General features: G+C 73.4%; 10 protein-coding genes. 8 read left to right on the forward strand and 2 right to left on the reverse strand.

Annotated features, from left to right (window positions below; all coding sequences use genetic code 11):
* Nucleotides 1-109: 109 nt before the first annotated feature.
* Complete coding sequence (locus OG286_RS35125) at nt 110-598, reverse strand: hypothetical protein (RefSeq protein ID WP_396323658.1); 489 nt, start codon at nt 596-598, stop codon at nt 110-112.
* A 221-nt stretch (nt 599-819) separates the two neighbouring features.
* On the opposite strand from OG286_RS35125, the gene OG286_RS35130 reads away from it, so the two are divergent.
* From OG286_RS35130 to OG286_RS35150, 5 genes are all read left to right on the forward strand, one after another.
* Complete coding sequence (locus tag OG286_RS35130) at nt 820-1,347, forward strand: GNAT family N-acetyltransferase (RefSeq protein ID WP_396323657.1); 528 nt, start codon at nt 820-822, stop codon at nt 1,345-1,347.
* Between the two features lie 296 nt (nt 1,348-1,643).
* Complete coding sequence (locus tag OG286_RS35135) at nt 1,644-3,338, forward strand: acyclic terpene utilization AtuA family protein (RefSeq protein ID WP_396323717.1); 1,695 nt, start codon at nt 1,644-1,646, stop codon at nt 3,336-3,338.
* A complete protein-coding gene (locus OG286_RS35140; RefSeq protein WP_396323656.1) occupies nt 3,335-4,933 on the forward strand; it encodes an acyl-CoA carboxylase subunit beta in 1,599 nt (532 codons plus the stop codon). The genes OG286_RS35135 and OG286_RS35140 overlap by 4 nt, the downstream gene beginning before the upstream one ends.
* 10 nt (nt 4,934-4,943) lie before the next feature.
* Complete coding sequence (locus tag OG286_RS35145) at nt 4,944-6,875, forward strand: acetyl/propionyl/methylcrotonyl-CoA carboxylase subunit alpha (protein ID WP_405358778.1); 1,932 nt, start codon at nt 4,944-4,946, stop codon at nt 6,873-6,875.
* 38 nt (nt 6,876-6,913) lie between these two features.
* Entirely contained in the window at nt 6,914-8,101 is a 1,188-nt protein-coding gene (locus OG286_RS35150; RefSeq protein ID WP_396323654.1) for an acyl-CoA dehydrogenase family protein, read from the forward strand.
* 110 nt (nt 8,102-8,211) lie between these two features.
* Here the strand turns inward: OG286_RS35150 and OG286_RS35155 are convergent, their stop codons facing one another.
* Complete coding sequence (locus OG286_RS35155; RefSeq protein ID WP_396323653.1) at nt 8,212-8,373, reverse strand: hypothetical protein; 162 nt, start codon at nt 8,371-8,373, stop codon at nt 8,212-8,214.
* 339 nt (nt 8,374-8,712) lie between these two features.
* On the opposite strand from OG286_RS35155, the gene OG286_RS35160 reads away from it, so the two are divergent.
* From OG286_RS35160 to OG286_RS35170, 3 genes are all read left to right on the forward strand, one after another.
* Complete coding sequence (locus tag OG286_RS35160) at nt 8,713-10,299, forward strand: 4-coumarate--CoA ligase family protein (protein WP_396323652.1); 1,587 nt, start codon at nt 8,713-8,715, stop codon at nt 10,297-10,299.
* A 133-nt stretch (nt 10,300-10,432) separates the two neighbouring features.
* Nucleotides 10,433-11,053, forward strand: a complete 621-nt coding sequence (locus tag OG286_RS35165; RefSeq protein WP_396323651.1) for a TetR/AcrR family transcriptional regulator — start codon at nt 10,433-10,435, stop codon at nt 11,051-11,053.
* Between the two features lie 148 nt (nt 11,054-11,201).
* The gene (locus OG286_RS35170; protein WP_396323650.1) at nt 11,202-13,667 is read left to right on the forward strand and encodes a SpoIIE family protein phosphatase; all 2,466 of its coding nucleotides are present in this window, start codon (nt 11,202-11,204) and stop codon (nt 13,665-13,667) included.
* The last annotated feature ends 15 nt before the right edge of the window (nt 13,668-13,682 follow it).

Below are 13,682 nucleotides of genomic sequence, written 5' to 3' on the forward strand. Positions count from 1 at the left end.
GAGATGCTGAACCTCGGACAGGGGGATGCCTCGTGAGCGCCCCTCCGCCGTCCGGCCGGAGTCCTCTCCCTCAACGGCCATGAGTGGCGGTTGGTGGCCGTGTCACGGTTCAATGCGGCAGCGATGACGCCGCACCGACAGCGGCGAGCAGTTGGAACGGCAGCTCTCGGTCGGCCTGCCCGACGGCCAGCGCGAGCCAACGGCCGGAGGACGGCAGCTGCCACACCTGCATCCTGACAGCGACATTGCTCAGGAAGCACAGCGGCTCGGGAGTCGTGAACTCGGGGTCCGGGTTGTCGAATCCGAGATACGGCCACAGGTCGACTGTTGCCGGACCGCCCCATCGGCTGGTCAGCACGACAGCCAGTGCGGCGAGATCGGCTTCCAACTCCTGCTCGGACGCCTCGACCAACTCCTCACTGCGGTCCTCCCAGAAGTCCTGGCTCTCCCGGAGTACGGCCACGTGATATCCAGGTCCACCCCACCTGAGGTCCTTCCCCGGTCGGACCTCCTGCTCGGGGAACGGCAAGGCGCTCAGTTCGTCGATGACCGAAAGCTGGTTGTCAGTGAAACCCGTCGACGGGTGCCGGCTCCGCATGGGCGAAGCCTAGCCCCGCCCTTTCGGTTGAGATGAGGCCGGAAGCAGGGGGAAGTGCGAAAGTGCCTTCTGGGCTAGGACGATGAACTTTGTCGAGGGGTTCTGTCGATCCGAGCGGAAGGCACTTTCTGCGTGCCTCGGGCAGGCGTAGGGCCCGGCGGCGCGAGGACCGTTGCCTAGGCTGGCCGTCTCATCCGACGCACCGCGACGAGGACCAGCGCATGCACAGCACCACCAGGATCCGCCTGATCGAGCCCACTGACGCAGCCCCCATCGCCGCGCATCGGGTGCGGGACTTCGAGGCTTTTCGGCCGTGGGAACCGGCCCAGCCGGCTGCCTTCTTCACCCCTGAGGGCCAGGCGGAGCGGATCGACAGGCTTCTGGCCGGATACCGGGCCGGCGCGGTCTGGCCGGGCGTGGTGCTGGCCGATGACCAGGTGATCGGGCAGGTCACCGTCGGAGGCATCCTGCCGCAGCTGCACCTGCGCCGCGGCTCCGTCGGATACTGGATCGCCAGCGTCGCCCAGAATCAAGGGCACGCCGGGCGCGCCGTCGGGCTTGTACTCCGGGTGATGACGGACGAACTCGGATTGCACCGCGCCGAGGCGTCCACCAATCTGGAGAATCTGCCGTCGCAGCGGGTGCTGCGCCGCAACGGGTTCAACCCGTACGGCGTCGCGCACTCCTCGATATTTCTCGATGGGAGCTGGCGGGACGGGCTGGTGTGGGAGCGGATCCTCGGCGACTGAGCTGCGCGTTTCACCCGGGGTCGCGTCCGGATCATGATCGGAAAACCGAAAATGCCTTCTGAGCTGCAACGACGAGGCTTGTCCAAGGCCCCAGGCGTACCGGCAGAAGGCACTTTCTGCGTGCAGACCACCCGGTCGCGCCCCAAGCCCGTCGTCAGCGCCGACGGGAACGGGGTGGTCAATCGCGCAGAAACAAGCAGGCATGATTGCTTTTTCTTTGCCCCGGTGCCACGCTGCTGCGCGACGGCAAGGTTGTGGCCACCGGTAGGGGAGGCGTGCCTGTGGGGTCGCGTGCGGTGTTGCGGGTCGGGAATGCGTCGGGCTTCTACGGGGACCGCTTCTCGGCGGTCCGGGAGATGCTGATGGGCGGGCCGCTGGATGTGCTGACCGGGGACTACCTGGCCGAGCTCACCATGCTGATCCTGGCCAGGGACCGGCTCAGGGATCCCGCCCTCGGCTATGCGAAGACCTTCCTCCGGCAGATGGAGGAGTGCCTCGGTCTGGCGCTGGAGCGCGGGGTGCGGATCGTCGTCAACGCGGGCGGGCTCAACCCGGCCCGACTCGCCGAGGCGATCGGGGAGTTGGCGAAGCGGCAGGGTCTGGCGCCCGCCGTCGCGCACGTCGAGGGCGACGATCTGCTGCCGCGCAGGGCCGAACTCGGCCTGCCCGAGGGACTGTTGGCGGCCAACGCCTACCTGGGCGCATTCGGGATCGCCGAGTGCCTCGGGGGCGGGGCGGACATCGTGGTCACCGGCCGGGTGACCGACGCGGCGCTGGTCGCGGGCCCGGCGATCGCCCACTTCGGCTGGGGTTCCCACGAGTTGGACGCGCTGGCCGGAGCCGTCGTGGCCGGGCACGTCCTGGAGTGCGGTGCGCAGGCGACCGGCGGCAACTACGCGTTCTTCGACGAGCACGACGTCACCCGGCCCGGCTTCCCGGTCGCCGAGCTGCACGCCGACGGCTCCAGCGTCATCACCAAGCACCCGGGCACCGGAGGGGCCGTCACCACGGGCACCGTCACGGCCCAACTCCTCTACGAGACCGGCGGGGCGCGCTACCTGGGCCCGGACGTGACCGCCCGCCTGGACACCGTCCGGCTCACCCAGGAGGGGCCCGACCGGGTCCGGATCGACGGGGCGCGCGGGGAGGCGCCGCCGCCGACCCTCAAGGTCGGGCTGAACCGGCTCGGCGGCCACCGCAACGAGGTGGTCTTCGTCCTCACCGGGCTCGACATCGAGGCCAAGGCAGCCCTGGTGCGGCGGCAGTTGGAGGACGCCCTGCCGCCGCAGGACCGCCCCGCCGAGCTGCGCTGGACGCTGGCCCGGACCGACCACCCCGACGCCGCCACCGAGGAGACCGCCTCGGCGCTGCTGCGGCTCACCGCCCGGGACCGTGACCCGGCCAAGGTCGGCCGCGAACTCGGCAGGGCCGCGGTCGAGTTGGGCCTGGCCGGCTACCCGGGATTCCACCTCACCGCCCCGCCCGGGCCGGGCGCGCCGTACGGGGTGTTCACCGCCGCCCACATCGACGCCGCGGCGATCGGGCACACCGCCGTGCTGCCTGACGGCCGCCGGATCGCCGTCCCGCCGGTGCCGGCGGGCAAGGTCCCGGACGGCGAGCCGCCCGAGCCGGACCTCCCCGACCCGCTCCCCGCAGGCCCGACCCGCCGTGCCCCGCTCGGCCTGGTGGCCGGCGCCCGCAGCGGTGACAAGGGCGGGGACGCCAACCTCGGCGTCTGGGCCCGCGACGACGCCGGCTGGCGCTGGCTCGCGCACACCCTCACCACCGAGCGTCTCCGGCAACTCCTCCCCGAGGCAGCCGGGTTGCCCATCGCCCGGCATCTGCTCCCCAGCCTCCGCGCCGTCAACTTCACCCTCACCGGCCTGCTCGGCGAGGGCGTCGCCGCCCAGCACCGGTTCGACCCACAGGCCAAGGCACTGGGGGAGTGGCTGCGCTCCCGCCACCTCGACATCCCGGAGGCGCTGCTGTGACCGTCCTGCCCACCCGCCTCGACCCGGCCGGCGCCGACCACGCCGAGCACCGGGCCGCGATGCTCGCGAAGCTGGAGAACCTCGCAGGGGAACACGCCAAGGCACTGGCCGGCGGCGGTCCCAAGTACGTCGAACGGCACCGCGGCCGCGGCAAGCTGCTGCCGCGCGAGCGGATCGAGCTGCTGATCGATCAGGACTCGCCGTTCCTCGAACTCTCCCCGCTCGCCGCCTGGGGCAGTGACTACCCGGTCGGTGCGGCGCTGGTCACCGGGATCGGCGTGATCGAGGGCGTCGAGTGCGTGATCACCGCCAACGACCCCACCGTACGCGGCGGCGCCAGCAACCCGTGGACGCTGCGCAAGGCCCTGCGCGCCAACGAGATCGCCCTCACCAACCGCCTCCCGCTGGTCAACCTGGTCGAATCCGGCGGCGCCGACCTGCCCAGCCAGAAGGAGATCTTCATCCCCGGCGGCGCCCTCTTCCGCGACCTCACCCGGCTCTCCGCGGCGGGGATCCCCACCGTGGCGGTCGTGTTCGGCAACTCCACGGCCGGCGGCGCGTACGTCCCGGGGATGTCCGACCACACCGTGATGGTGAAGGAGCGGGCCAAGGTCTTTCTGGGCGGGCCGCCGCTGGTGAAGATGGCCACCGGTGAGGAGTCCGACGACGAGTCGCTCGGCGGCGCCGGGATGCACGCCCGCACCTCCGGCCTGGCCGACCACTTCGCCGTGGACGAGCCGGACGCGCTGCGCCTGGCCCGCCGGATCGTCGCCCGGCTCAACCACCGCAAGCCGGGCCCCGGTCCGGACGCGGATGCCGCGCCGCCGAGGTACGAGGAGGAGGAGCTGCTCGGCATCGTCCCCGGCGACCTCAAGGTGCCGTTCGACCCGCGCGAGGTGATCGCCCGGATCGTCGACGGCTCGGACTTCGACGAGTTCAAGCCGCTCTACGGCTCCAGCCTCGCCACCGGCTGGGCGAGCCTGCACGGGTACCCGGTCGGCATCCTCGCCAACGCGCAGGGCGTGCTGTTCAGCCAGGAGTCCCAGAAGGCCGCCCAGTTCATCCAGTTGGCCAACCAGCGGGACACCCCGCTGCTGTTCCTGCACAACACCACCGGCTACATGGTCGGCAAGGACTACGAGCAGGGCGGCATCATCAAACACGGCGCGATGATGATCAACGCCGTCGCCAACTCCCGGGTGCCGCACATCTCCGTCCTGATGGGCGCCTCCTACGGGGCCGGCCACTACGGCATGTGCGGGCGGGCGTACGAGCCGCGGTTCCTCTTCGCCTGGCCGAGCGCCAAGTCGGCGGTGATGGGCCCGCAGCAACTGGCCGGCGTGCTCTCGATCGTGGCCCGGCAGTCAGCCGCGGCCAAGGGGCAGCCCTACGACGAGGACGCGGACGCCGCGATCAGGGCGATGGTCGAGCAGCAGATCGAGGCGGAGTCGCTGCCGGTCTTCCTCTCCGGCCGGCTCTACGACGACGGGGTGATCGACCCGCGCGACACCCGGACGGTGCTCGGCCTCTGCCTCTCCGCGATCCACAACGCGCCGGTCGAGGGCGCGCGCGGCTACGGCGTCTTCCGGATGTGAGGGGTTCCCCATGCTGATCACCAACCTGCTGGCCGCCAACCGCGGCGAGATCGCCCGCCGGGTCTTCCGCACCTGCCGGAGCCTGGGCATCGCCACCACCGCCGTCCACTCCGACCCGGACGCCGACGCCCCGCACGTGCGGGAGGCCGACGCCGCCGTCCGCCTTCCCGGCGCGGCGCCCGCCGACACCTACCTGCGCGGCGACCTGATCGTCCGGGCCGCGCTGGCCGCCGGGGCGGACGCCGTGCACCCGGGCTACGGCTTCCTCTCCGAGAGCGCCGAGTTCGCCCGGGCCGTCCGGGACGCCGGCCTCACCTGGGTCGGCCCGCCCCCGGCTGCCATCGCCGCGATGGGCTCCAAGACCGCCGCCAAACGTCTGATGGCCGCCGCCGGCGTCCCCGTGCTGGACGCCGTCACCGACCCCGTCGTCGCCGACCTGCCGTTGCTGGTCAAGGCCGCCGCCGGCGGCGGCGGGCGCGGCATGCGGGTGGTCCGCCGGCTGGACGAGCTGGACGGACAGCTCGCCGCCGCCCGCGCCGAGGCGGCGAAGAACTTCGGCTCCGACGAGGTGTTCTGCGAACGCTTCCTGCCCACCGGCCGGCACGTCGAGGTCCAGCTGCTCGCCGACGCCCACGGCACCGTCTGGGCGGTCGGCGACCGGGACTGCTCGCTGCAACGGCGGCACCAGAAGGTCATCGAGGAGGCGCCGGCGCCCGGCCTCTCCGCGCGGCTGCGTGAGGAGCTGCACGCCGCCGCGGTCACGGCCGCCAAGGCGATCGGGTACGCCGGCGCGGGGACGGCGGAGTTCCTGCTGGCGGAGGACGGCCGGTTCTGGTTCCTGGAGATGAACACCCGCCTCCAGGTCGAGCACCCGGTGACCGAGGCCGTCACCGGACTCGACCTGGTCGCCCTCCAACTCGCCGTCGCCGAGGGAGAGAAGCTGACCGGGCGGGCACCGGAGCCGGTCGGCTGCGCGATCGAGGCCCGGCTCTACGCCGAGGACCCGGGCAACGACTGGCGGCCCGCGACGGGCACCCTCCATCGCCTCGAACTCACCTCGCCGCACAGCGAGTTCGGCAGCCGGGGGCAGACGGGCCTGCGGCTCGACTCCGGCGTCGCCAATGGTGGAGAGATCACTGCGCACTACGACGCGATGCTGGCGAAGGTGATCGCCTGGGCGCCGACCCGGTCGGCCGCCGCCCGGCAGCTGGCGGACGCGCTCGCCCGGGCCCGCGTCCACGGGCCTGCCACCAACCGGGAGTTGCTGGTCCGGTCGCTGCGGCACCCGGACTTCCTGGCCGGACGCCTGCACACCGCCTTCCTGGCCGAGCACGCGGCCGAACTCACCGCCCCGGACGGCGAACACACGGCCCTCGCCGCCCTCGCCGCGGCCCTCGCCGACGCGGCGGCCCGTCGCACCCCGCTGCCGTCCGGGTGGCGCAATCTGCCTTCCCAGCCGCAGGTCAAGCGCTACCGGGCCGCCGGCGGAGCCGAGTTCGAGGTCCGCTACCGGCTCACCCGCGACGGCCTGCAGGCCGACGGCCACCCCGACGCGGCCCTGGTGTCCTCCTCGGCGGAGCAGGTCACCCTGCGCACCGGGCTAGTCCGCCGCACCTTCGACGTGGCCCGCCACGGCGACCGCGTGTACGTCGACACCCCCGGCGGCTCCACCGTGCTCACCGTCCTGGACCGCTTCCCCGACCCCGCCGCCCACACCGACCCGGGCGCCCTGCTCGCCCCGATGCCCGGCACCGTCGTCCGCACGGCCGCGTCGGTCGGAGACACCGTCACCGCCGGCCAGCCGCTGCTCTGGCTGGAGGCGATGAAGATGGAGCACCGCGTCACCGCCCCGGCCGACGGGGTCCTCGCCGAACTCCGCGCCACCCCGGGCCAGCAGGTCGAACTCGGCACCCTGCTCGCCGTCGTGCAGCCCAAGCCCTGAGACCCGCGCCGAACCCCCCGCCCGGAAAGGACCCCCGCATGTCCGCACCGCGCACCACCGCCCCCGGAAGCCCGCTGATCGAGACCCCCGAACGCCAGGCGCTGCGCAGCGCGGTGGCCGGCCTCGGCCACCGGTACGGCTCCGCGTACTACCTCGGAAAGGCCCGTGCCGGCGAGGCCGCCGACGAACTCTGGGCCGACGCCGGCAAGGCCGGCTACCTCGGCGTCAACCTGCCCGCCGAGTACGGCGGCGGGGGCGGTGGCATCACCGACCTCGCCATCGTCCTGGAGGAACTCGGCACGGCCGGCTGCCCGTTGCTGCTGCTGATCGTCTCGCCGGCGATCTGCGGCACGGTCATCGCCCGCTACGGCACCGAGGAGCAGAAGCGGCAGTGGCTGCCCGGGCTGGCCGACGGCACCCGGAGGATGGCCTTCGGCATCACCGAACCCGACGCCGGCTCCAACTCCCACCGCATCACCACCGTCGCCCGCCGCGACGGCGACGACTGGCTGCTCACCGGCCGCAAGGTGTTCGTCTCCGGTATCGACCACTGTGACGCCGTCCTGTTCGTCGCCCGCACCGACGACGCGCGCACCGGCAAGCTCAAGCCGGCTCTCTTCATCGTCCCGCGGGAGACCCCCGGCTTCGAGTACCGGCCGATCCCGATGGAGCTGGTCGCCCCGGAGAAGCAGTTCCAGGTCTTCCTGGACGACGTCCGGCTGCCCGCCGAGGCGCTGGTCGGCGACGAGAACGCCGGGCTGCTCCAGCTCTTCGCGGGCCTCAACCCCGAGCGGATCATGACCGCCGCCTTCTCGCTCGGGCTCGCCCGCCAGGCCCTCGGCAAGGCCGTCGGCTACGCCAAGGAGCGCACCGTCTGGTCGGCTCCGATCGGTGCCCACCAGGGCCTCGCCCACCCGCTCGCCCAGTGCGCGGTGGAGATCGAACTGGCCCGGCTGATGACCCAGAAGGCAGGCCTGCTCTACGACGCGGGCGACGACCTCGCCGCCGGCGAGGCCGCCAACATGGCCAAGTACGCGGCCGGCGAGGCCGCCGCCCGCACCGTCGACCAGGCCGTGCAGACCCTCGGCGGCAACGGGCTCACCCAGGAGTACGGGCTGGCCACCCTGCTCGCCGCCACCCGGGTCGGCCGGGTGGCGCCGGTCAGCCGGGAGATGGTGCTCAACTACGTGGCCCAGCACACCCTCGGCCTGCCCAAGTCCTACTGACCGCCGGCGCGCAGCAGGCCCGGCCGGTAGCAGAAGGCCGGCCCGGTGCGGTTGTCGGCGTGCCCGACGGTGATCGCGTTGCCCTGCGCTCCGGGGGTGACGCCGTCGCGCTACCAACCGGCCGGGTTGGGCTGGGCCATCGGCGGGCTGGCGAGGTGCTGGGCGGGGTCCAGACCGAGGCCGACCACCGGGGCGTCGACCTTGATCGACCGAATCCTGATCCGGGTGGGCGCCGACACGGGCAGCGGCGCGTACGTGGGCCGGGCGGGCACCGGTGACGGCGGCCCGCCCGCCGTCGCCGGGGCGGGGCCGGAGCCGGTGCGGTGGCGGCCATCAGCCGGCGGGGGAGGACGGCCGAAAGGCAGTGCGTCTCACGGTGGGGGTGCTCCCTGGCCGGGGCCGCCCTCAGGGGCGGGCGGTCATCCGCACGCCGTCCGGTCTCCCCGCCGGGCGCGGCAAGCGTGCCACGCGCGCTCCCCCGATCGTTCGTCACATTGGCGCAGTACCGCGTGACTGTCCGTATGCTCCTGTCCCGCGCGCCCGGCGGGCCGCTCGCCAGCGCCTTCGCCGGGCACCCGATCGTGCGTCAACTACCTATTCGGAGGCATGCCTTGGTGTTCCGCAGTGAGTTCCCGGACGTCGCGATCGTCGACCTGCCGATCCATGACGCGGTGCTCGGCGAGGCCGAGCGCTACGGCGACCGGCCGGCCCTGGTGGACGGTGTCACGGGTGAGACGGTCAGCCACGCCCGGCTCGGTGCGGCCGTGCGGCGGGTGGCCGCCGGACTGGCCGAGGCGGGCGTGCGCAAGGGCGACGTGGTGGCGTTGTTCAGCCCCAACACGATCGGCTACCCGATGGCCTTCTACGGCGCCACCCGGGCCGGCGCGACCGTCACCACCGTCTCCTCGCTGGCCACCCCCGGCGAGCTGGCCGGCCAGCTCGCCGACAGCGGCGCCCGGTGGCTGGTCACCGTCTCGCCGTTCCTCGCCACCGCCCGCCAGGCCGCCGGCCAGCTCGCCGCCGAGGGCTGCCCGCCGGTCGAGCTGATCGTGCTGGACGGCGCCGAGGGCCACCGCTCGCTGGCCGACCTCCTCGCCGCCACCGGCCCGGCGCCCGACGTCGTCATCGACCCCGGCCACGACATCGCGGTGCTGCCCTACTCCAGCGGCACCACCGGGCTGCCCAAGGGCGTGATGCTCACCCACCGCTCGATCGCCACCAACCTGGCCCAGACCGACGCCCTCTACCGCCCGAAGGAGGGCGAGCGGATCCTCGCCGTCCTGCCCTTCTTCCACATCTACGGCCTGGCCGCCCTGCTCAACCAGCCGCTGCGGTGCGGCGCCACCGTGGTCGTGCTGCCCCGCTTCGACCTGGAGCAGTTCTGCCGCACCATCGAGGAGCAGCGCGTCCAGGCCCTGATCGTGGCCCCGCCGATCGCGCTCGCCCTCGCCAAGCACCCGATCGTCGACCGCTTCGACCTCTCCTCGGTCGAGTACCTGCTCTGCGCGGCCGCCCCGCTGGACAACGAGCTGGCCGCCGCCTGTGCCCGCCGGCTCGGCCTGCCGCGCGTCCTCCAGGGCTACGGCATGACGGAGCTGTCACCCGTCTCGCACGTCGTCTCCCCGACGGAGGCCGACCCCTCGCCGGGCTCGGTCGGCCGGATGGTCCCCTCCACCGAGCTGCGCGTCACCGCCCTCGGCGGCACCCGCGCCGACCTCGGCCCCGGCGAGCCGGGCGAGCTGCTGATCCGCGGCCCGCAGGTGATGAGGGGCTACTTCGGCCGCCCCTCCGAAACGGCCGCCACGGTCGACGCCGACGGCTGGCTGCACACCGGCGACGTCGGGTACGTCGACGAACGCGGCTACCTGTACATCGTCGACCGGGTGAAGGAGCTGATCAAGTACAAGGGGTACCAGGTCGCCCCCGCGGAGCTGGAGGCGCTGCTGCTGAGCCACCCCGGGATCGCCGACGCGGCGGTGATCGGCGTGACGGACGCGGAGGGCACCGAGCGCCCCAAGGCCTTCGTGGTGCGCGCCCCGGGCAGCACGCTCACCGAGGAGGAGGTCGCCGCCTTCGTGGCCGGGCAGGTCGCGCCGTACAAGAAGGTGCGCGCGGTGGAGTTCCTGGACGCCGTCCCGAAGTCCCCCGCGGGCAAGATCCTCCGCCGCGAGCTGCGCGCCCGCGAGGCCGCCCGCTGACACCTCCCCGGCCCGCGGGGCGGCGGCCGGACCTGCCGCGGACCACGCCACCGCACCTGCCACCGGGCAGTACCCGGAGATCTGCGAGGATCGACCCGCCGCGCCGCCGTACGAACAGGACCAGCCGCCGACGATGACCAGCCACCCCGCCGCCCGCACCCCGCAGCAGGACCGCAGCCGCGCCACCCGGCAACGGCTGCTGGCGGCGGCCGTCGACTGCCTCGCCGAGGTCGGCTGGAACGGCTCCACCGTCAGCGTCGTCGCCGAGCGCGCCGGCGTCTCCCGCGGCGCGGCCCAGCACCACTTCCCGACCCGCGAGGACCTCTTCACCGCGGCCGTCGAGCACGTCACCGCCGAGCGGCTGGCAGCCGTCCGCGCCCACGCGGACGAGCTGCCGCCCGACGGCCCCGCCCGCACCGAGGCCGTCGTCGGCATGATCGTGCGCCTCTACACCGGTCCGCTGTTCCGCGCAGCCCTCCACCTGTGGGTCGCCGCCGCCACCGAGGAGCCGCTGCGCGAGCGCATCGTCGCGCTGGAGGGCCACGTCGGCCGCGAGGCCCACCGGGCCGCCGTGGACTTCCTCGGAGCCGACGAAACCGTGCCCGGCGTACGCGAAACCGTCCAGGCCACCCTCGACATGGCACGCGGTCTCGGACTGGCCAACCTGCTCACCGACGACAGCGCCAGACGATCCGGGGTGATCCGGCAGTGGGCAAGCGTTCTGGAGGGTACGCTGCGGCCGGTACGCCCATGACGCCCGTACACCCGGATGCCCGGAACACCTCCTGACCAAAGGGGTCGCCGGGCGGCCGATGTCCGTGCAGTCTGGAGAAGAACCCGGCCGGCGGACCGCGAGGCCCCCGCCCGGCCGGGCACGAGCCGAACCGGGGTGCTGCCTGATCATGCACGGACACGAGTGGGACGCGACCGACGCCGCCGGACCCGCACCGGGCGGAGCCCACGCACGCCTGGACGGCCATCGCCTCGTCCCGCTCGCCACCGCCCTGCTCCAGGACGACGGTCTGATCCTGCACTGGAGCGAGGACGCCGAGGCCCTGCTCGGCTACTCCGCCGACGAGGTCGTCGGCAGGTACGCCGCCCGCCTGCTCACCGACGAGTCCGACCGCCCCGAGGTGCTCGCCCTGTTCGAGCGCATCCTGAGCGGCAAGGGCTGGTCCGGCGTCTTCCCGGTCCGCCACCGGGACGGCCACCTGGTCGAGCTGGAGTTCCGCACCTACCCGATAGCCGGCCCCGGCGGCACCCTGCTGCTGCTCGCCACCGCCTCCGACACCCAGGCCCTCCACCGGGTCGAGGCCGACCTCGCCGTCCTCGACGGCATCTTCGGCCAGTCCCCGATCGGCATGGCCGTCTACGACACCGACCTGCGGTACGTCCGGCTCAACGAGGCGCTCGCCCGGATGAACGGCGTCTCCGTCGAGGAGCACCTCGGCCGGCGGATCAGCGCCGTCCTGCCCGGCATCAACAGCGCCGAGATAGAACAGACCATGAGACAGGTGCTGGTCACCGGCCGGCCCGTGGTCGACGCCCGCTCGCACGGCCGCGTCCCCGGCGACCCGAAGCGCGACCGCGCCTGGTCGGCCTCCTACTTCCGGCTGGAGGACTCCACCGGCCGGGTCTTCGGCGTCTGCTCCTCCATCATCGACGTCACCGAGCGCTTCCAGGCCGAGGCCCGCGCCTCCCGCGCGCAGGAACGTCTCGCCACCATCGCCGAGGCCACCGCCCGGATCGGCACCACCCTCGACCTCCAGCGCACCGCCGAGGAGCTGATCGAGGCCGTCGTCCCGCGGTTCGCCGACTTCGCCACCGTCGACCTGCTCGAACCCGTCCTGCGCGGCGCCGAACCCACCCCCATCCCGGACGACCGCACCGTCCAGTTGCGCGCCGTCGCCGTCGGCGAGTCCTACGAGTCCGGCCTCGTCCACGCCGTCGACACCGTCGGCGAGGTCTCCGAGTACGCGCCCGACCGCAGCTACACCCAGTGCCTGCGCAGCGGTCGCCCGCTGCTGCGCGCCCACGTGGACGCGGAGGTGCTGCGGGGCCTGGTCGCCACCCCCGAGCGGGTCGGGCCCGGCATAGAGGCCGGCATCCACTCGTACCTGATGGTGCCGATGACCGCCCGCGGCATGGTGCTCGGCGGAGCCGAGTTCATCCGGATGCGCAACCCCGAGCCGTTCACCGCCGCCGACGTCGCCCTCGCCGAGGAGCTGGTCGCCCGCACCGCGCTCGCCATCGACAACGCCCGGCTCTACCGGCGCGAACGCGAGACCGCGCTCACCCTGCAGCGCAGCCTGCTGCCGCAGGAGATCCACCGCACCCTCGGCCTGGAGATCGCCTACCGCTACCTGCCCAGCAGCGTGGTCAGTGAGGTCGGCGGCGACTGGTTCGACGTCGTCCCGCTCTCCTGCGGCCGGGTCGCCCTGGTCGTCGGCGACGTCATGGGCCACGGCATCCGCGCCGCCGCCACCATGGGCCAGCTGCGCACCGTCGCCCGCACGCTCGCCACCCTGGACATGCCGCCCGAGCAGGTGCTCACCCGACTGGACGAGACCGCCTCCGGTATCGGCGAGGGCCAGTTCGCCACGTGCATCTGCGCCGTCTACGACCCGCTGGAGCGCACCGTACAGGTCGCGTCGGCCGGGCACCTGCCCCCCGTCTGGGTCGACCCCGACGGTACCGCCCGCAGGATCGACGTCCCCCCGGGCGTGCCGCTCGGCGTCGGCGGCGTGGCCTTCGAGTCGATCGAGTTCACCCTCCCCGAGGGAGGCATGGTCGCCCTCTACACCGACGGCCTGGTCGAGCGGCGCGGCCAGGACCTCGACGACGGCATCGACCTGCTGGCCGAAACCCTCTCCGGCCCCGGCCGCACCCTGGAGGAGAGCTGCGACGCCGTCCTCGGTGCGCTGGTCACCGACGGGACCGAGGACGACATCGCGATGATCATGGCCAGGGTGCTGCCGCTGCCCGCCGACCGGATCGCCACCCTCCCGCTCACCGGCGGCGGCCGGCTCCCCGGCAAGGCCCGCCGATTCACCCGCGCCGCCCTCGACGGCTGGGGTCTGTCCGCCCTCTCCGACTACGCCGAGCTGCTGGTCAGCGAGCTGGTCACCAACGCCCTGCTGCACGCCGACGCCCCGCGCCGGCTCCGGCTCTTCCGCGACCGGGTGCTCACCGTCGAGGTCGCCGACGCCGGCGGGCAGACGCCCCAGCTGAGGCCCTTCGCCGAGCAGGACGAGGGCGGCCGCGGCATGTTCCTGGTCAGCGAGCTCGCCCAGCGCTGGGGCAGCCGGCTCACCCGCGACGGCAAGGTGGTCTGGGCCGAGCTGGAGCTCCCCTTCGGGACGGTCTGACGGCTCCCGGGTAGA

Source organism: Kitasatospora sp. NBC_00039 (assembly GCF_045160625.1).
Lineage (GTDB): Bacteria > Actinomycetota > Actinomycetes > Streptomycetales > Streptomycetaceae > Kitasatospora.

Bases quoted from the DNA above. Each gene is read 5' to 3' on its own strand.
- OG286_RS35130 (WP_396323657.1), top strand. From the start codon at position 820: ATGCACAGCACCACCAGGATCCGCCTGATCGAGCCCACTGACGCAGCC.
- OG286_RS35150 (WP_396323654.1), top strand. From the start codon at position 6,914: ATGTCCGCACCGCGCACCACCGCCCCCGGAAGCCCGCTGATCGAGACC.
- OG286_RS35170 (WP_396323650.1), top strand. From the start codon at position 11,202: ATGCACGGACACGAGTGGGACGCGACCGACGCCGCCGGACCCGCACCG.
- OG286_RS35165 (WP_396323651.1), top strand. From the start codon at position 10,433: ATGACCAGCCACCCCGCCGCCCGCACCCCGCAGCAGGACCGCAGCCGC.
- OG286_RS35145 (WP_405358778.1), top strand. From the start codon at position 4,944: ATGCTGATCACCAACCTGCTGGCCGCCAACCGCGGCGAGATCGCCCGC.
- OG286_RS35125 (WP_396323658.1), bottom strand. From the start codon at position 598: ATGCGGAGCCGGCACCCGTCGACGGGTTTCACTGACAACCAGCTTTCG.